The sequence below is a fragment of the Kribbella sp. CA-253562 genome, from assembly GCF_050942265.1.
In the GTDB taxonomy this organism is placed as follows: domain Bacteria; phylum Actinomycetota; class Actinomycetes; order Propionibacteriales; family Kribbellaceae; genus Kribbella.
On sequence record NZ_CP192049.1, the window covers coordinates 1,173,890 to 1,191,208 of the forward strand.

Here is a 17,319-nt window from a genome sequence, read left to right on the forward strand (position 1 = left end):
CCTAAGCCATCCGGGTGGACGCTCAGCAGTCGTCTCCGCTGGGCAGCGGAGTCGAAGGAGTCACTCCGGCCGTCGTCGCCTCACAGACCGGCTCGCTGCCCGACCCCGAGCAGCCGGTCAGCAGCCCGACGGCGAACACCAGTGCCAACAGAGTCTTGGATACCTTCATCGTCACCTCGATCCTGTGGTGAGTAAACCACGGGCGAGACGTCCCCGCGGGCCGGAGCCTTCGCGGTACTTGTGCTGTCAGGCGCCCGCGCCGCCGTCGACGGGGACGATGGCGCCGGTCACCATCGAGGCGCGGTTGCTGAGGAGCCAGGCGGCGACTTCGGCTACTTCGCGGGGCTCGGCCATGCGGCCGAGGGGGATCGAGGCGTTGATGTGATCGACAACTCCGGGGGTCGCGGCTTCCCAGGTGTCGATCATCTGGGTCGCGGTGCCGCCGGGGGTGATGCCGTTGACGCGGATGCCTTCCGGGGCCCAGGTGACGGCGGCGGTTTCGGTGATGCTGTTGAGCGCGCGCTTCATCGCGCCGTACGCCGGCAGGGCCGGGTTCGCGCGGCGGCTGCCGATGCTCGAGGTGTTCACAATCGCGCCGCCGTGACCGCGGCGCATCAAGGCGGCCTCGGCGGTCATCGCGGTCCAGTGCGCGCGGAAGTTCACCGCGAACTGCTGGTCGATGTCCTCGTCGCTCGTCGTGTCGAGCGGGCCGGGGTGCTGGATCGCGGCGCCGTTGTTGAACGCGCCGTCGAGGCGGCCGTGCAGCTGCTCGACCCGGTCGACCGCTGCGCGGATGCTCGCCCGGTCGGCGAGGTCGAGCGGGACGGCGTCCGCGACACCGCCGTCGGCGCGGATGTCCTTCACGAGCTGCTCGAGAGCGTCGGTACTCCGAGCGGCGAGTACGACGGCGGCGCCCTCGGCGGTGAAGAGCCGGGCGGCGGCCGCTCCGATACCGCGGCTGGCGCCGGTGATGAGTACAACCTTGCCGGTGAGCAGGCCGATGGGGGTGATGTCCGTTGTTGTCATGCCACCACTGTTGCTCCGGCGTACGGCGGCAGACAGGCACAGCTTGTACCAGGATCCGTCGCCGTCGGCGAGGCAGACTGGACGCATGGACAAGCAGGAGCTCGGAGCGTTCCTCCGCAGCCGCCGCGAGCGGCTGCGCCCGGAGGACGTCGGTCTGCCCTCGGGGTCGCGGCGCCGGACACCGGGTCTTCGCCGCGAAGAGGTGGCGGTGCTCGCGCACATCTCGACGGAGTACTACGTCCGCCTCGAACAGGGCAGGGCGCCACGACCGTCGGGAGAGGTCCTCGCCGGAATCGCCGGCGCCTTGCGCCTCACCGACACCGAGTCCGGCCACCTGCACCTGCTCGCCGGTACGGCGCCGATCGGCGGCGGGCTGCATCGGCGCGACGTACGGCCGAGCATCCTCGCGCTGATCGAACGGCTGCCGCAGACGGCGGCTTTCGTGACGTCCGCGATCTTCGACGTACTCGCGTGGAACGACCTCGCGGCCGCACTGATGGAGGACTTCGCCGACGTCGCCCCGGACGACCGCAACCTCGCGCGCCGGGCCTTCCTGGGATCGTCACGCGCCGGGACACCGCTCTACGGAGTCTCCGACGCCACCGAGTTCCGGCAGCACGTCGTGATGGAACTGCGCTCCACCCGCGCGCGCTACCCGGCCGATCCCGCGGTGACCGAGCTGATCGAGGAACTCCGCAGCGGCAGCCCGGAGTTCGCCCGCTTGTGGGAACGGCACGACGTCCAGGTTTCGCCGATGCTCACCAAGACCTTCCGACACCCGGCAGTCGGGGAGATCACCGTCGACTGCGACTCCCTCGCCCTCACCGACCGCGACCAGCATCTCGTGCTGTACAGCGCACCGCAGGGTTCCCGCGACGCCGAAGCCTTGGCCCTGCTGAACGTCCTCGGCGTCGAGGGCGTCAAGGCGAGCCGATCGCTCTGACCGCTGGTGCTGCAGCTCTTCCGCAGCTCAACGGAGGGTCCGGAAGAAGTCGACGAGGTCGTCGGCGAGCAGCGCAGGTTCCTCATGGGCGGGGAAGTGACCGCCGCGGGGCATCCGGGTGTATCTGGTGACGTTGTAGGTGCGTTCGGCCCAGGCGCGCGGCGGCTGGGTGAGATCGGCGGGGAAGACAGCAACCGCGGTCGGGACCTCGACGCGCTCCACGCGCCGGGTCAGGCCGCGCGCGTACTCGTAGTACGGCCGGAAGGACGTCGAGATGCTGCCGGTGAACCAGTAGAGCGACGCCTGCGTGAGCAGGAAGTCGTCGGGGAACCGAGTCGACAAGTCGCCGCCGCTGTCACTCCAGGCGCGGTACTTCTCGAGGATCCAGGCGAGCAGGCCGGCGGGGGAGTCGGACAGAGCGTGGGCCAGGGTGAGGGGGCGGGTGCTCTGCTCGTGCTGGTAGCCGCCTTCGTCCGCCGTCCACGCCGCGACCTGGTCGAGATACGTCCTCTCCTCGGCGGTGAGCGTTTGTTCGTCGTACGAGGTGGGTGGGGCGACGGCGAGCAGGTGGATGCCGATCACCGCGTCGGGGTAGGCCTCGCCGAGGCGGGAGCTGACGCCCGCGCCGAGGTCGCCGCCGTGGGCGGCGTACCGGGTGAAGCCGAGTTCGTCGTGCATGAGCGCGTGCCAGATCTCGTGGTACTGCAGGGCCGGTGGGAACGACGGGCGCTGTGGTGAGAAGCCGTAGCCGGGCAGGGACGGCACGATGACGGTGAACGCGTCGGCCGGCGATCCTCCGTACTGCGAAGGTGTGGCCAGGCGCTGGGCCAGGTCGGTGAGTTCGAGGATCGAGCTGGGCCAGCCGTGGGTCAGGACGATCGGCAGCGCGTCGGGGTGCTCGCCGTCGAAGCGCAGGTACTGGACCGGGGTGCCGTCGATCTCGGCGACGTGCGAGGGCAGGGCGTTGATGGCGGCTTCGTGTTTGCGCCAGTCGTAGTCGGTGGCCCAGTACGTCACCAGGCGGCGGAGTTCGTCGGTGTCGGTGCCGGCCTGCCAGCCGTCCAGCGGCCACGGAGTGAGCCAGCGCGTACTGCGGAGCCGGCGACGGAGGTCATCCAGCTCGGCGTCGGGCACCGAGATCAACGGCTCGCCCATTCATGCCTCCGGTTCGGATCGGTCCTTCGGGTGTGCGGCTGAAGACCTCATCCTGTCAGGACGACTGCCCCGGTGACATCGGCGACCCGGCGGCCCGCGACCGCCGGGTCGGCTGCTGCAACCGGACCGGGCCGGGGCCCTCTTCCTGCAGCGTGTCGTCGGGGTTCAGCAGGGCGCAGGCCTTCATCGACAGGCAGCCGCAGCCGATGCAGCCGGTGAGTTCGTGTTCGAGGTTCTCCAGGATCCGGCGGCGGGCCTGGAGTTGGCGTTTCCAGGCGCGGGACATGCGTTGCCAGTCCTCGTGGGTGGGGGCGTGGTCCCGCGGGAGGCCGGCGAAGACGGCGGCCAGGTCCGACAGCGGTACGCCGAGCCGCTTGGCGACGATGATCAGCGAGATGCGGCGCAGCATGTGGCGGGCGTAGATGCGTTGGTTGCAGCCGTCGCGGGACGAGAAGATCAGGCCTTTGCGCTCGTAGAAGTGCAGCGCTGACGCGGGCACGCCGGTACGCCGGATCACCTCGCCGATCGCGAGCGGGACGTTGGTGTCGACGTGCCTGTCCATCGTGATCGGGACGCTAGAGGTTCAACCACGGTTGAGGTCAAGCAGTCGCTTGCGCTCAACCATGGTTGAGGCGCTGAGCTGGTCCGGCACATCAGCCCAGGACCGGAGAAAGTGAGCCTGCCATGGCCTCAGCAAGCACGGACAGCGCACCGACGACCACAGCCGCGAGACTCACGCTGCCGGTGGTGCTGGCCGGCGTGGTCCTCGTCGCGATGTCGATCTCGGGCACCGCGGTGGCGCTGCCGAGTATCGGCAACGACCTCGACGCGTCCGGATCACCGCTGAACTGGGTGGTCGCGGGCTACAACCTGGCCTTCGTGGCAATGACCCTGGTGGCCGGGGCGACCGCCGACCGGGTCGGCCGGCGCCGGGTGTTCGTCGGCGCCGCGGGCGTCTTCGCGGTCGGCTTCCTGGCGACCGCGCTCAGCCCGTCGATCGTGGTCGCCGATGTGGCGCGGATCGTCTCGGGCGTCGGCGCCGCGGGCGCCATGGCGGCGGGTGGCGCTCTGCTCGCGTCGGCGTACGACGGTCCCGCTCGCCATCGCGCGTTCGCCCTGATGGGCACCATGGCCGGGATCGGCATCGCGATCGGGCCGACGTTGTCCGGCGTGCTCATCACGGCGACCGGGTGGCGGGGCGGCTTCGTCGTCTTCGCGATCATCGGCCTGCTCGTCGCTGTCGGTGGAACGCGATTGCACGAGTCACGCTCGCCCGGTGGCTCCGCCGACTGGCTGGGCAGTGCACTGTTCGTCTTCGCGCTGTCGATCCTGATGTACGCCGTACTGGCGGCCCCCGAGCTCGGATGGGCGAACTCGCGCATCGTGGTGGCTTTGGTGATCGGTTTGCTCGCGTTGGTGGTGTTCGCGATTGCGCAGCGCCGTACGCGGGCCCCGGTCCTGGATCCGGCGCTGGTGACGAACCGGCAGTTCATGGCGTGGTGCCTGGCGACGGTGACGACGTCGATCGGGTTCCTCGGAGTGCTGGTGTTCTTGCCGACGTACCTTCAGGCCGCGACCGGGTTGAGCCCGGCTGTCGCGGGGCTGGCCATGTTGCTCCTGACGGCACCTGTGATGGTGATGCCGATGATCGCGGTGTCCCTGGTGAACCAGGGCACCTCGGCGCGCGTGCTGATCCTGGTCGCACTGGCGTTTGTTGTCGGAGGCAAGCTGTCGCTGATTGCGCTTCGGCCGGACCACACCGTGGCGGTGGTCGCCGTACCGCTGCTGCTGATCGGCATCGGCATGGGCGCTTCCTTCGGCCTCACCGACGGTCAGGCGATGAGCCTCGTCCCGCCGGACACCGTCGGCGCGGCCGCGGGGTTTCTGAACACCCTCCGGGGCGCTGCCGAGGCGATGGTCATCGCCGGCTTCAGTGCTTCCCTTCTCGGCTTCCTCACCTCCGAGCTCGACGGCGACAGCAGCCGGGCCGCGGACGTCAGCTCCGGCCGTCTGAGCGACCAAGCAGCGGTCGAGCTCGACGCTCTCACCCGGTCCTGGCAGCTGACGCAGGTCAGCATCACCATCCTCTGCTTGCTGTTGAGCTTTGTCGTCGCGGTTTTGATCGCCAGTCGTTCGACAGATGCGGACGTACCGGCCGGCCGCTAGCCTCACTGGCAGGGAAGGTCGCACTTGGAGGTGCACTGATGGAAACGTCCGCGTACTTGGACGCCGTGGTCGACCAGACGCGCACGTTCGCCGACTGGGTGGACGGCAAGGACGCGGCGACTCCGGTCCCGACCTGTCCGAAGTGGGCGCTGGCCGACCTGGTCGACCATGTCGGCGCGACCCAGCGGATGGTGGCTCTGCTCGTGGGGCAGCGGATGACAGAGCCGAGCGAGGCGTTCGCCGGCTACGTCCCGGCGCCGGCGGATTCGGCGCAGTGGCGCGATTGGCTGACCGGCACCGCGGCGGAGGCGAAGCAGGCGTTCGACTCGGTCGCCGACGACGCGCCGGTGTGGGATCCGTCCGGTGACTCGGCGGGCGTGCGGTTCTGGTCACGCCGGTTGCTCGGCGAGGCGTGCGTGCATCGCGCGGACGCGGCCGCGGCGCTCGGTACGCCGTACGAGCTGGCGCCGGAGCCGGCCGTCGCGGCCATCGAGGACTGGCTGGCCACGATGACGTCCCGCGGCTACTGGGAGAACCGGCCGGACTTCGCCGACGCGATGCGCGGCAGCGGCCAGACCCTTCACTTCCACGCGACCGACGCGCCCGGAGAGTGGGTGGCGCGCCGCGAGGCTGACGAGGTCGTTTTGGAACGCACGCACACCAAGGCGGACGTCGCGGTCCGCGGCCCAGCCACCGATCTGCTGCTGGTGATCACCAGGCGCCGCCCGCTGGATGCGGCGCCCGGGCTCGAGGTGTACGGCGATCGAGCACTGCTCGACCACTGGATCGAACACATGAACTGGGTCACCGACTGACGCGCGCCCAGCGCAGCGGGATTCCGCGGATCGGGTCAGTCGTCGACGGTCGCGGTGTCGGCGAGATCGGCCCAGTCCGGCTCGTCCGGGAGTTGCTCGCTGCTGCCCTTCGACGCCCGGGACGACAGTGCCGTGACGGCGACCAGGCCCGCGAACGACGTCAGCAGGAGCGTGCTGCCCGCGACGAACAGCGCTTCCACGGGCCGGTCGGGCTCGTCGAGGACCTTGTGCAGAACCGGCATGCCGAGAGCGATGCCGAAGATTCCGGTCAGACACTGGATCGCCACCGTCACGCCTCGGTGGTGGTCCCTCAGCTTGCGGGTACCGGCCGCCCGACCGGGCCACACCACCGCCGCCACAGCGCCTGCCTGGCAGAGCAAACATCCCACCAAGGCGGCGGCGAACGCCGCAAGCGTGGCTCCCCGCGACCACATGTACCAGACAGCCCCCGCAGCGCACAGCCACTGCGCGATGTCCCCCACCCACACCCAGGTCGTGCGCGACGACCACGCCAGGCTGAGCTCGTCCGGAAGATCCCTGACATCCACCCGCCCCACCTCCCGCTCTCCATCATGCCCACGCAAGAGGCCAGCGAACGCGGTCAACGATCCAGGGAGCAGAAACCCGATCACCGCCGGCGGCGAACTCATCCGGCGGTGATCGGGTCGTGGTCAGCTCGCGGCGTTCACCGTGAACGTCGTCGTGAGGTCGACGCCGCCCGGGCCGGTGATCTTCACCGTTCCCGTGTACCGCCCGGCGTTCGGGTAGTGGTGTGTGCCGGAGATCGTGAACAGGCTGTTGACCTGTCCGTCCGCCGCCGCTCGGCCGGTGACTGTTCCGGTGCTCGTGGTGCCGTCGCCCCAGTCGATGGTCGCGCTGATCGCGGTCGGCGACGCGCCGGGTATGGCGACCGCGGCGACGGCGCCGTCGATCGCCCTTTCGGCGTTCGCGATCAGGGTGCTTCCGATCGCCGCGGACTCCCAGCTGACTTCGGGATCGACGTAGAAGTTGGTGTCACCGAACATCCAGCGAGCACCCTGGGCCTGCATCCTCGCGATCACCGCGTCGGCGTCGGTCGTGGCGGTCGCTGGCGACCACGCCTTCTCCATGATCGCCGCCAGTCGCGGGAACACCTTGTGCTGCACGTCCGGCAGGCCGCGCAGCATCCGCTCGCCCCAGATCGGGGCTTCGATGCCGAGGATGTCGGCGTTGTTCAGGCCGAAGTCGCGCTGCAGGTTCGTGCCCGTCCAGCCGTCGGTCAGGTTGAAGGGATCCCAGCTGTACGACCGCCGGGTGTTGTAACCGGGGTACGGATAGTCGAGGTAGACCTGCTGCGTCGGCGACAGGATCACCGGCCGGCGCGGCTGGAACCACGAGGAGTTCATCTGGCGGCTCTGGTCCTGCCAGTAGTGGTGCACCGAGGTGGGGTCGAGCCCGACCTCGGGACTCGGCGACCAGCCGATCATCGTCTTGCCGTGACTGCGCACGATCTGCTCGGCCCGGCGCACGAACGCGACGTACTCGTCGTGTGGCATGTCGGCCTCGTCGGCACCGATGTGCACGTACCGGCTCGGGGAGATCTCGGCGAGCTCGGTGAGGACGTCGTCGATGAAGGTGTAGGTGGTCTCGCGCGTCGAGCACAGGTATCCGCCGCCGCAGCCGAGCTCCGGGTACGCCGCGCGGGCCGCGCCGGAGTGCGCGGGCATCTCGATCTCGGGGATCACCTCGATCTGCCGCGCACCGGCGTACCGGACGATCTCGGCGAAGTCGTCGCGGGTGTAGAAGCCGGTCCGGCCGCCCGGCATCGACATCGCGCCACCGACCTCGGCCAGCCGCGGCCAGCTGTCGATCGCCAGTCGCCAGCCCTGGTCGTCGGTCAGGTGGACGTGCAGGACGTTGCCCTTGACGGCGGCCAGGTCGTCGATGATCGCCTTCACCTCGGCGACCTGCAGGAAGTTGCGGGCCGGATCGATCATCAGCCCGCGGTGCGCGAACCTGGGGTGGTCGGTGACCGCGGTGGCCTCGACCTTCCAGGGCCCGGGCCGAACCTGGTCACCGTAGATCCACGGCGGAAGCAGTTGCCGCAGGGTCTGGATGCCGTTGAACAGGCCGTGCTCGGTCGCGGCGGCGATCCGGAGACCATCGTCGCCGGCCGAAAGTTTGTAGCCCTCGGCAACAGCCAAGGTTCCGGCCGCCGGGGCTTCGGAGCCGGCCAGGACCAGCTCGATGTCACCGGGCCGAGCGTCGGCCGCGACCACCGGCAGCGGGAAGCCGGTCGCCGGCCGCAGGTCGTTCCGCAACTGGTTGGCGACCGCACGCGCCTGCTGCGACGACGCGACGATCCGCGAGTGGTGGGTCAGCTCGAACGGTGCGGCGTCCACCTCGGTCTGGGACACCGGCGCGGGCAGGATCCGCCCGCCGGGCAGGCCGGCGCCGGGACGCGGCCCGTTCCAGATCTCGAACGACCAGATCGAGTAACCCCAGCCGGTCGCGACGGCCTGGCCCTGCATGCGAACGAACCGCACCGGGGTGGTCGACCCGACGTTGACCAGCTCTCGTCCGCCGGGCGCGTTCGTGATCTCCGCCGCGGTCTGCCAGTTCTGGCCGTCGTTCGAGACCTGGATCTGGTACCGCGCCGCGTGAGCGGTCTCCCAGAAGAGGACCACGTGGTGCACAGGGCTGGGCTCGGCCAGCTCGATCTGCACCCACTCGCGGCTCGGGTCCGGGTAGCCGCTCTCGGGTGAGTCCGACGCCCAGCGGGTGCTCAGGTCGCCGTCGTTCACGTGAGCGGCGGCGAAGCGGTCGGGCTGCGGACTGAACACGGTCGACGCCGTGGCCATCCCCGTACGGGCGACGTCGCGGACGTCCGGGCCGGTCGGCCAGCTCTCGGTCGCCGAAGCCGACGCGAACGAGGCGGCCGAGGCGATGCTGGTCCAGGAGAAGAGGACGGCCAGGGTGAGGGCGAGCAGCGCGAGGCCGCGACGCCGGGTCGTCTCACGAGGTCGTGATCTCGACCGGCTGAGGTGGTGTATCAGGTGGCGCATGCGGGGCTCCTTCTTCGTTGGCGGTCGTCAGAGGAGTTCGTTGCGGGTCTGTCAGGCGCGCGGACGACGGCGGCGCGGGGTGTGGCCGTCGGCTCGGCGGTGCGGAGCTATCGCTCGGGCGGTGAGTTCGAGCGCGCGGGTGGATTCGCCCTTGCGCCGTTGGGCGACGGCGACGAACAGCAGGTCCAGCACGGTCAACTGCGCGTGACGGGCGGCCAGCGCCCGGGGCTGGAACGAGGTTTCGTGAGCGACGGTGGTCATAACGATGTCGGCTGTGCGGGCCAGTGGAGAGTCGCCGGCGTTGGTCAGCGCGACGGTGGTCGCCCCGTGACTCGCCGCCTCCTGCAGCATTTCGAGCGTCTCCCGGGTCTGCCCGGTGTTGGAGATTCCCAGTGCGACATCGGCCGGGCCGAGCAGTGCGGCGCTGGTCAGGCCGTTGTGCACCTCGGACCAGGCGGACGACATCACGCCGATGCAGCCCAGCCGCAAGCGCATCTCCTCGGCGACGATCGCGCTGCCGCCGACCGCGTAGATGTCCACACGCCGGGCGGCGACGACGGCGTCCACGGCCCGGTCGACCGCGTCCAGGTCGAGGCGGGCAGCGGTCAGCTGGATCGCTCGGCGGTTCACCGACTCGATCACCGCGAGGACCCGCTCGAGGCTGTCCTCGCTCGCGATCTCGGTGCCGAGGTCGAGCTCGCGGGGCGAGGTCTGCCCGCCGCCGGTCTCGGCCGCCAGGGCGTACCGAAGGTCGGCGTACTTCGCCAGCCCGACCGCACGGCAGAACCGCGTCACGGTGCCCGGCGAGGTGCCACTCGCCCGCGCGAGTTCCGTGATCGGCGTCTGCGCCACCCCGACCGGATCGGCCAGGACCCGTTCTCCTACTGCCCGCAGAGCGCCGGTGAGCTCCTCGAGCAGGACTTCGATCCGGGGCAGCACGGCCGGCGGATTCGGTTCCGCACCCACAGCAGGCATCGCGACCTCGCGTGAAAAGAATTCTCAGATCCGGCCGCTGCTGCGGTGGATGTGAAGAAGAATTATCTCGCGGTGTCGCAATGTCAAGGGTTTACCGCCGCGCCCCGCAGGCCGGCGGTCGAGGTCAGCGGGTCCGGTAGCGCGCGTAGATCAGTCCGCTGTCGAAGGCCCGCTGCTCGACCAGGTCGAGATCGAGGCGTACGCCGTCGGGGAAGAACCGCTTGCCACCGCCGACCACACTGGTGGTGACGAACAGGTGGTACTCGTCCACCAGACCGGCCGCGATCGCCTGGGCCGCCAGGTTCGGGCCGTCGACGGTCAGGTCGCGATCCGCCTCGGCCTTGAGCTTGCGCACAGCGTCCGGGTCGAAGCTGCGCTCGATCCTGGTCTTCGCGCTGGACACCGACTCCAGCGTCGTGGAGTACACGATCTTGTCCGCGGCCTGCCAGTCCTCGGCGTACTGCAGGATGTGCGGCGGCTGGTCGGGCACGGTGTGCGCGGTCTCCCAGTAGACCATCGTCTCGTACATCCGCCGGCCGTACAGGTACGTGCCGACCGGGCGGAAGACGTCGTTGATGAAGGTGTGCACCTCCGGGTCGTCGGCGCCGGTGCCGAGGTCTCCTTCGGCCGCCTCGGCGTAGCCGTCGAGCGAGGTGATCATCGAGTAGATGAGCTTCGCCATGCGTCAGTTGTCCTTTCGGTGCGGTGGATCCGGCAGCGCGGCGAGCGCGTCGCGCAGTGCGGCGCGGGTGGTGATGCCGAGCTTGGGGAAGATTCGGTAGAGATGGCCGCTGACCGTACGCGGTGACAGGAACAGCCGAGCGGCGACTTCCTTGTTCGTCAAGCCCGAGGCGGCGAGGCGGGCGATCTCGAGCTCCTGAGAGGTCAGGTTGACGAACTCGCGCGCCGTCGGGGCGGGCGCGTGGCCGGCGGCTCGGAGTTCTCGCTCGGCTCGTGCGGTCCAGGGATGGGCGCCGAGTCTCCTGAACGCCGCGAGCGCTTCGCGCAGCTGGGTGCGGGCTTGATTCAGCGCACGGGCGCGCCGCAGGTGTTCGCCGTACGCCAAGCGCACGCGCGCGACGTCGAACGGCCACTGGTCGAGGGTCGGCAGGCTCAGTGCTTGCTGGAAGAGTGCGTCGGCGTCCTCGTCCGGCGCCGCCAGCGCAGCGGATCCCGCGACCATGATCGCGAGCCTGGGAGACAGGTCCGCCACCCTCGCCTGCTGCAGGGCCCGGACGTGGCGCTGCGCCTGGTCGCGACGATCCGTGCGGACCGCGGCCTCGACCAGATCCATCGCGATCCACAGACAGTGCGGTACGTGGGATGCCAGCGTTCCCGCCGGACTGACCGCGGTCGCCCGGTGGTAGGCGCTCTCGAAGTCACCGCTCCCCAGATCGGCGAGTACGAGCGGCTGCTGGGCGAATACCCAGGCAGTGCGCACACCGCGAGGTCCGGCCCAGCCGACGATCTGCTCGGCCACCGCCCGGCTCGTCTCGTACTCTCCCCGGACGGCGGTCAGCAAGGCCTGGTGATAGCGGAAGTACCACCCGAAGAACCGTCCCGCTCGGTGCTCGGTCACCGCGAGGCCCTCCGCCGCGAGTTCGCCGGCCTCGTCCCACCGGCCGCGATGGAAGTCGTCGACGCAGATGTCCATCAGCGCGACTAGATGCCGTCGGGCCGGACCGCCTTCCCGGCCCTGTACCACCGACCGCCACAGGTGTTCCCGAACCGCCGCCAGCCGGTCGACGTACATGGTGGCGCCGGCGAGATTCTGTGCCGTGTCGGTGTCGGTCTCGTGGTCCAGCGCTTGCAGGGCCGCGTCCAGCCGAGGCAACGCCTCGACGCCTGTCCGCACCGGGTCCGCGAACAGGTCGAGGGTCAGCCGAAGCAGCTCCGGTGGTCCTTTCTCGAGCCGGTCGATCGCGACGTACAACTGCTTCCAGAGGTCTTCGCGGCCGCCCACGAAACTCAACAGGGCAAGGGTCCACAGCGCGGTGACGACCTCGGGATCGTCGGCGTCGTGGCGTTTCGGGCTGCCGTCCAAGGCGCTGACCAGGAGGTGGTGAATGGTCTCCAGGTTCCCGTCGTCGTCGAGCATCACCAGTGCGGCGGCCGAGGCGTAGTGCAGCGAAGCGCTCGCCGCGCTGCTGGCCCGGCGGCTGTCGGCGAGCAATTCGGCCGCGCTCCTCGTCTCTCCCATCGCCTCGGCACCGATGTACGCCGCGGTGGCGAGCCGCCGGCTTCGTTCCGCCGGGTCGGGGCTCAGATCGGCGGCACGCGTGAGCAGCGCGACCATCGACTGGTAGTCGCCGCGGGCAAACACCGAGCGCGACGCGTCCTCCAGCACCTTCGCGACCTCTTCGTCCGGTTCGACTGTCGCCTCACCCAAATGCCACGCCCGGCGTTCGGGCTGGTCGACGACGACCGCGGCCAGGGCCTCGTGCGCCCGGCGCCGTTCCGCGGAGGTCGTCGTCTCGACCACCGCGGCGCGGATCAGCGGATGCCGGAACACAACCCGGTGATCACGGATCTCCACCAAGCGGTCACGTTCGGCCGGGGTGAGGTCGTCGATCCGGTACGCGCCGGCCGACGCCGCCTCCAGCGCGCCGAGCTCTCCGGTGCCTTCGAGGGCGGCCGTGAGCAGCAGTCGTCTGGTTGCCTCTGGCAAGCTTCCGGCCCGGGAGGCGAACGACCGCAGGAGTTGCTCGCTCAACGGCAGCACAGCTGGTACGAGCTGTGTCGTGGCGCGTTGTGATCGGCTCAGCGCACGCGGCAGTTCGAGCAGAGCGAGCGGGTTGCCCTGGGCCGTCTGCAGGACGCGCGCCCGTACGGTCGCCTCGATCTGCGGGAAGTGGTCGGTGAGAAGCCTGCCGGCGGCGTCGTCGGGCAGCGGCTTCAGCTCGTACCGCGGGAGTCCGGAGCGGTCGAAATACCCTTGCTCCGCACCGCTTCTGGTCGCCGCCAGCAGTCCCGCTCGGCTTCCGGCCAGCCGCCGGGCCACGAAACTCAACGCGTTGGCGCTTGCCTGGTCGATCCACTGCACGTCGTCGACGACGAGCAGCAGCGGCAAGCGTGCCGCGGCCTTGCGCAGCAGGACGGCAACCGCGTTGGAGACCAGCAGGCGCTTCGGTGGTGGACCGCCGCCGAATCCGAGCGCCACTTCGAGCGCCTCCCGCTGGGCGGTGCTCAGTTCCTCGAACTGCTCGACCAGGGGATACAGCGCCTGGTTCAGAGCTGCGTAGCTGAGACGGCCCTCCTGCTCGGTCCCCGCGACCCGCAGAACGGTCGCCCCCAGCCCGTCGGCGTACTCGGCCGCGGCGTCGAGTAGGGCGGTCTTGCCCACCCCGGGGTCGCCCGAGACCACCAGCGCCGCACCGTTGTCCGTGGCCTCTCGGACGAAGGCCTGGAGGTACTGCAACTCCTGCGACCGGCCGACCAGCGAAACCACCGGCTCACCTCCGTGCTCGGATTCTACTCAACCGGGACAGATCGAGTCAGATGACTCATCCGGACGAGGCCTCCGAAACCCCACAGTGGTCTGCGGACCACCCAGGAGAGGAACTGCCTCATGTCACACCACCTCGATTCACCGCTGGCACGTCAGGACGTGCGGCTGGACATCACCGATCTGTACGCGTTCCGGGGCGAGACCGGAACGGTCCTGATCATCAACGTCTGCCACTCGTTGGCCGGCGACATCCCTGAGCCGGGCTACCACCCGGAGGGCAGGTACGAGTTCAAGCTCGATCTCGACGGCGACAGCGTCGAGGACCTGACCTACCGGTTCGTCTTCGCCGAGCGCGACGAGACCGGCCGGCAAGCACTCACCGTACGCCGGACCGACGGAGCCGACGCAGGAGATCCGTTCGCTCCCGGCATGGTCGTTGCTGAGGGCAACACTGACGAGCCGATCGGTACGGACAGCGGCCTGCGGGTGTGGGCCGGGAAGGCCGGGGACCCGTTCTGGATCGAGCCGGACGTCCTGCACGCGGTCGGCCACGCGTTCCAGGACGGTACGACGATCGACCTCGGCGCGTGGACCGCCGACCAGGCCGAGAACCTGTTCGCGGGTCACACCGTGTACTCGATCGTGCTCGAGATTCCCGACACCGAACTGCTGGCGCCCGGGCAGTCGACCCGGCCGATCGGCGTCTGGGCGGTCGCGAGCCTGGCCACCGACGCAGGCGGCTGGCGCTCGATCAACCGGGTCGGGCTGCCGATGATCCACCCGCTGTTCACGCAGTACAACGAGCGGCTCGGCGACGACCTCAACGGCGGCCGGCCCAGCGAGGACGTCGCGACGTACGGGAAGCTGCTGAGCGGGGAGATCGCCGGCGTCGTCCGCGCGTACGGGACGGCCGAGGACCCGGAGGCGTACGCGGCCACGGTCGTCGGCCGGATGCTGCCGAACGTGCTGCCGTACGTCGTCGGCACGCCCGCCTGCTTCGGCTTCGCCTCCTGGAACGGCCGGTCGCTCACCGACAACGCGCCGGACGTGATGTTCTCGATCGCGGCCAACACGCCGGTCTCGCTCGGCATCGGCAAGGAGTCCGTGACGTCCACGCCGCGGACGTCCTTCCCGTACGTCCCGGAGGCCCTCCGATGACCCTCGTGCAGACCCGCAAGCTCGGCCGCAACGGCCCGGAGGTGTCGGCGATCGGCCTCGGCACGATGGGCATGTCCGACCTGTACGGTCCGGCCGACGACGCCGAGAGCGTCGCCACGATTCACGCCGCGCTCGACGCGGGGGTCACCCTGCTCGACACGGCGGACTTCTACGGCTCGGGAGCCAACGAGCTGCTGATCGCGCGAGCTCTGCAGGGCCGTCGGCGCGAGCAGGTCGTGCTGAGCGTGAAGTTCGGCAGCCGCCGTACGCCGGACGGCGGCTTCCAGCCGGTCGGTTACGACGTGTCGGCGGCGGCCGTGAAGGACCGGCTGGCGTACTCGCTACGCCGGCTCGGCACCGACTACGTCGACATCTACCGGCCGGCCCGACTCAACCCCGACGTCCCGGTGGAGGAAACCGTCGGAGCGCTGGAGGAGGTCCGTCAGGCGGGGTACATCCGTCACATCGGACTCTCGGAGGTCGGTCCGGACACTCTGCGCCGGGCCGCCGCGGTCGCGACGATCAGCGACCTGCAGATCGAGTACTCGATGCTGTCCCGCGGACCCGAGAAGGCGATCCTGCCGACGACGCGCGAGCTGGGCATCGGCCTGACGGCGTACGGCGTACTGTCCCGGGGGTTGTTGAGCGGCCACTGGTCGACTGCCCGGACGCTCGGCCCCAACGACTTCCGCACTCGCAGCCCGCGCTTCCAGTCCGGCAACCTGCAGCACAACCTTCGCCTGGTCGACGCGTTGACGGCGATCGCCGGACGGCTGGAGGTTTCCGTCGCCCAGCTGGCGATCGCCTGGGTCGCCGCGCAGGGCGACGACATTGTTGCCCTGGTCGGAGCCCGGCGCCGCGACCGCCTGACCGAGTCCCTCGGCGCGGCGGCCCTCGAGCTGGACGAGGACACGCTCGCGGAGATCGACGCCGCCGTACCTCCCGACGCGGCCGCCGGCGACCGCTACCCGTCGCCCCAAATGGTCACCCTCGACAGCGAACGCGGGTGACGCACTCGGGGACGGGCGGACGAGCAACCAGTCAGCGCAGGCGGGCGACGCCGCCGAACTCGATCCACTCCGAGGTCAGCTGCTGGGGAGCGGCCGCACCGTCGGGCCGCCAGGTGGACACCTCGACGAGTCCCGGCTCGAGGATGTCCATGCCCTCGAACCACTCGGCGACGTCCTGCTCCTGGCGAACGCGGCCCCAGTGGCCGTGGGTGGCCTGGTCCATGAACTTGGTGACCGAGTCACGGATCGCGGGGTCCTCGCTGACCAGCTGGCACATCACCAGGTAGCTGCCCGGGACCAGCCGCTCGGTGACCCGGCGGACCACGGCCATCGGGCCGTCGGTCTCGCTGTCGGGGATGCAGTGGAAGACCGAGTTGAACAGCACGGCGACGGGCTGGGAGAAGTCGATCAGCCGCTCGGTGTCGGGGTGGGCGAAGATCGTCTCGGTGTCGCGCAGGTCCGCCTGGATGACCGTGGTGCGCTCGTCCTCGACCAGCAGGGCGCGGCCGTGCGCGAGCACCACCGGGTCGTTGTCGACGTAGACGACATGGGCGTCCGGGTGTGTGCGCTGGGCGACCTGGTGCACGTTGTCCTGCGTGGGCAGGCCGGATCCGTGGTCGAGGAACTGCTTGATCCCGTGGTCCTCGGCGAGCACCCGCACTGCCCGCTGCAGGAAGCGCCGGTTGTTCACGGCGAGCGCGCGGGTGCTGGGCACGACGTTGTCCAGCTCCGCGACCGCCGCCCGGTCCGCTGCGAAGTTGTCCTTGCCGCCGAGGTAGTAGTCGTACATGCGCGCCGCTGTCGGAACGGTCTCGTCGACCGTGATCGAGAGTTGCTGCTTCTCAGGCTGCATAACCTTCCCCAAGTTCCGGGCCGTGCCGAGGCGAACCGCCCGGCCGACGACACATTACTAGCTCTTGGTTACTTGGGGTATCGGTCACGAACGCGGGGTGAGGTGGTGCCCGGGCGGCAGTTGGCCGGCCCGGTCCACGTCCGTGCCGTCGGCGAGATCGGCGCATTCGACATCGGTGGGCGGGTGGTCGCGCAGATAGGTCCGGGCGCCCTGATCCCCGACCGCGCTGTCCCGTACGCCCGACCAGTGGTTGCGTCCGAGCAGGACCGGATGGCCCGGCGCCCCGGCGTACACAGCACGAACCAGCGCGTCGGGTCCGCCCTTCGCCGCGATCCGCCGAACAGCGGCAGCGGTCAGACCGGGGACGTCGACAGGAACAACGAGCGCGGCGTCGGCCCGATCCATCGCGGCCTGATCCACCGCGGCCAGCGCGGCGCGGACCGAAGCCCCCATGCCCTGCTCCCAATCGGCCGCCTCGACCACCTCCACCGGTTCTCCGCTCAGCTCGGCCGTCACCTGCGCCGCGGCGGCGCCGACGACCACGAGCACCGGCTCACATCCTCCGGCCGCGACCAGACGGGAGATCCGCACCACCCACGCGGTGCCCTCCTCGTCACGGACCAGTGCCTTGGGTGCGCCCATCCGACGGCCGGCGCCAGCGGCGAGCACGACTCCGGCGATTCGCATGCCGGGAAGCGTAGAGGGCCAACCGCCTGGTGGACATCG

General features: G+C 70.0%; 16 protein-coding genes. 6 read left to right on the forward strand and 10 right to left on the reverse strand.

Features of this window, described 5'->3' with window-relative positions; genetic code table 11:
* The first annotated feature begins 14 nt into the window (after positions 1-14).
* The gene (locus tag ACQPXM_RS05715) at positions 15-191 is read left to right on the forward strand and encodes a hypothetical protein (RefSeq protein ID WP_432945501.1); all 177 of its coding nucleotides are present in this window, start codon (positions 15-17) and stop codon (positions 189-191) included.
* Between the two features lie 55 nt (positions 192-246).
* On the opposite strand, the gene ACQPXM_RS05720 is transcribed toward ACQPXM_RS05715, so the two are convergent.
* Complete coding sequence (locus tag ACQPXM_RS05720) at positions 247-1,026, reverse strand: SDR family NAD(P)-dependent oxidoreductase (RefSeq protein ID WP_432945503.1); 780 nt, start codon at positions 1,024-1,026, stop codon at positions 247-249.
* 85 nt (positions 1,027-1,111) lie between these two features.
* Here ACQPXM_RS05720 and ACQPXM_RS05725 point away from each other — a divergent pair, with 85 nt between their 5' ends.
* Positions 1,112-1,969, forward strand: a complete 858-nt coding sequence (locus ACQPXM_RS05725; RefSeq protein ID WP_432945505.1) for a helix-turn-helix transcriptional regulator — start codon at positions 1,112-1,114, stop codon at positions 1,967-1,969.
* A gap of 27 nt (positions 1,970-1,996) precedes the next feature.
* On the opposite strand, the gene ACQPXM_RS05730 is transcribed toward ACQPXM_RS05725, so the two are convergent.
* Together ACQPXM_RS05730 and soxR are read right to left on the reverse strand one after the other, a co-directional pair.
* Complete coding sequence (locus tag ACQPXM_RS05730; protein WP_432945507.1) at positions 1,997-3,124, reverse strand: epoxide hydrolase family protein; 1,128 nt, start codon at positions 3,122-3,124, stop codon at positions 1,997-1,999.
* 55 nt (positions 3,125-3,179) lie between these two features.
* Positions 3,180-3,686: a redox-sensitive transcriptional activator SoxR gene (gene soxR, locus ACQPXM_RS05735; protein ID WP_432945509.1), complete on the reverse strand. Its 507-nt coding sequence runs from the start codon at positions 3,684-3,686 to the stop codon at positions 3,180-3,182.
* Positions 3,687-3,808: 122 nt separating this feature from the next.
* Here soxR and ACQPXM_RS05740 point away from each other — a divergent pair, with 122 nt between their 5' ends.
* Both ACQPXM_RS05740 and ACQPXM_RS05745 read left to right on the forward strand, forming a co-directional pair.
* Entirely contained in the window at positions 3,809-5,290 is a 1,482-nt protein-coding gene (locus ACQPXM_RS05740; protein WP_432945511.1) for an MFS transporter, read from the forward strand.
* A gap of 38 nt (positions 5,291-5,328) precedes the next feature.
* Positions 5,329-6,105 carry a maleylpyruvate isomerase family mycothiol-dependent enzyme gene (locus ACQPXM_RS05745; RefSeq protein ID WP_432945513.1) on the forward strand — a complete coding sequence of 259 codons (777 nt, stop codon included), beginning with the start codon at positions 5,329-5,331 and terminating at the stop codon, positions 6,103-6,105.
* A gap of 35 nt (positions 6,106-6,140) precedes the next feature.
* Here ACQPXM_RS05745 and ACQPXM_RS05750 read toward each other — a convergent pair whose 3' ends face one another.
* The 5 genes from ACQPXM_RS05750 to ACQPXM_RS05770 all read right to left on the reverse strand — a co-directional run bounded on the left by ACQPXM_RS05750 (position 6,141) and on the right by ACQPXM_RS05770 (position 13,572).
* A complete protein-coding gene (locus ACQPXM_RS05750; RefSeq protein WP_432945515.1) occupies positions 6,141-6,653 on the reverse strand; it encodes a hypothetical protein in 513 nt (170 codons plus the stop codon).
* Positions 6,654-6,776: 123 nt separating this feature from the next.
* The gene (locus ACQPXM_RS05755; RefSeq protein WP_432945517.1) at positions 6,777-9,149 is read right to left on the reverse strand and encodes a family 20 glycosylhydrolase; all 2,373 of its coding nucleotides are present in this window, start codon (positions 9,147-9,149) and stop codon (positions 6,777-6,779) included.
* A gap of 51 nt (positions 9,150-9,200) precedes the next feature.
* On the reverse strand, positions 9,201-10,115 hold the full coding sequence (locus tag ACQPXM_RS05760) for a MurR/RpiR family transcriptional regulator (RefSeq protein WP_432945519.1): 915 nt from the start codon (positions 10,113-10,115) through the stop codon (positions 9,201-9,203).
* Between the two features lie 133 nt (positions 10,116-10,248).
* Complete coding sequence (locus ACQPXM_RS05765; protein WP_432945521.1) at positions 10,249-10,806, reverse strand: dihydrofolate reductase family protein; 558 nt, start codon at positions 10,804-10,806, stop codon at positions 10,249-10,251.
* 3 nt (positions 10,807-10,809) lie between these two features.
* Complete coding sequence (locus ACQPXM_RS05770) at positions 10,810-13,572, reverse strand: ATP-binding protein (protein WP_432945523.1); 2,763 nt, start codon at positions 13,570-13,572, stop codon at positions 10,810-10,812.
* 120 nt (positions 13,573-13,692) lie between these two features.
* Between ACQPXM_RS05770 and ACQPXM_RS05775 the strand changes: the two genes are divergently transcribed.
* Positions 13,693-14,730 carry a DUF4331 family protein gene (locus ACQPXM_RS05775; protein WP_432945525.1) on the forward strand — a complete coding sequence of 346 codons (1,038 nt, stop codon included), beginning with the start codon at positions 13,693-13,695 and terminating at the stop codon, positions 14,728-14,730.
* The gene (locus tag ACQPXM_RS05780; RefSeq protein WP_432945526.1) at positions 14,727-15,740 is read left to right on the forward strand and encodes an aldo/keto reductase; all 1,014 of its coding nucleotides are present in this window, start codon (positions 14,727-14,729) and stop codon (positions 15,738-15,740) included. Before ACQPXM_RS05775 ends, ACQPXM_RS05780 begins: the two co-directional genes overlap by 4 nt.
* Before the next feature lie 31 nt (positions 15,741-15,771).
* On the opposite strand, the gene ACQPXM_RS05785 is transcribed toward ACQPXM_RS05780, so the two are convergent.
* Positions 15,772-16,593, reverse strand: coding sequence for an SAM-dependent methyltransferase (locus ACQPXM_RS05785; RefSeq protein WP_432945528.1), 822 nt, complete (start codon positions 16,591-16,593; stop codon positions 15,772-15,774).
* Positions 16,594-16,677: 84 nt separating this feature from the next.
* The gene (locus ACQPXM_RS05790) at positions 16,678-17,280 is read right to left on the reverse strand and encodes a nucleotidyltransferase family protein (RefSeq protein WP_432945530.1); all 603 of its coding nucleotides are present in this window, start codon (positions 17,278-17,280) and stop codon (positions 16,678-16,680) included.
* Positions 17,281-17,319 lie beyond the last annotated feature (39 nt).

Bases quoted from the DNA above. Each gene is read 5' to 3' on its own strand.
- ACQPXM_RS05720 (WP_432945503.1), bottom strand. From the start codon at position 1,026: ATGACAACAACGGACATCACCCCCATCGGCCTGCTCACCGGCAAGGTT.
- ACQPXM_RS05725 (WP_432945505.1), top strand. From the start codon at position 1,112: ATGGACAAGCAGGAGCTCGGAGCGTTCCTCCGCAGCCGCCGCGAGCGG.
- ACQPXM_RS05730 (WP_432945507.1), bottom strand. From the start codon at position 3,124: ATGGGCGAGCCGTTGATCTCGGTGCCCGACGCCGAGCTGGATGACCTC.
- soxR (WP_432945509.1), bottom strand. From the start codon at position 3,686: ATGGACAGGCACGTCGACACCAACGTCCCGCTCGCGATCGGCGAGGTG.
- ACQPXM_RS05740 (WP_432945511.1), top strand. From the start codon at position 3,809: ATGGCCTCAGCAAGCACGGACAGCGCACCGACGACCACAGCCGCGAGA.
- ACQPXM_RS05745 (WP_432945513.1), top strand. From the start codon at position 5,329: ATGGAAACGTCCGCGTACTTGGACGCCGTGGTCGACCAGACGCGCACG.
- ACQPXM_RS05755 (WP_432945517.1), bottom strand. From the start codon at position 9,149: ATGCGCCACCTGATACACCACCTCAGCCGGTCGAGATCACGACCTCGT.
- ACQPXM_RS05765 (WP_432945521.1), bottom strand. From the start codon at position 10,806: ATGGCGAAGCTCATCTACTCGATGATCACCTCGCTCGACGGCTACGCC.
- ACQPXM_RS05775 (WP_432945525.1), top strand. From the start codon at position 13,693: ATGTCACACCACCTCGATTCACCGCTGGCACGTCAGGACGTGCGGCTG.
- ACQPXM_RS05780 (WP_432945526.1), top strand. From the start codon at position 14,727: ATGACCCTCGTGCAGACCCGCAAGCTCGGCCGCAACGGCCCGGAGGTG.
- ACQPXM_RS05785 (WP_432945528.1), bottom strand. From the start codon at position 16,593: ATGCAGCCTGAGAAGCAGCAACTCTCGATCACGGTCGACGAGACCGTT.
- ACQPXM_RS05790 (WP_432945530.1), bottom strand. From the start codon at position 17,280: ATGCGAATCGCCGGAGTCGTGCTCGCCGCTGGCGCCGGCCGTCGGATG.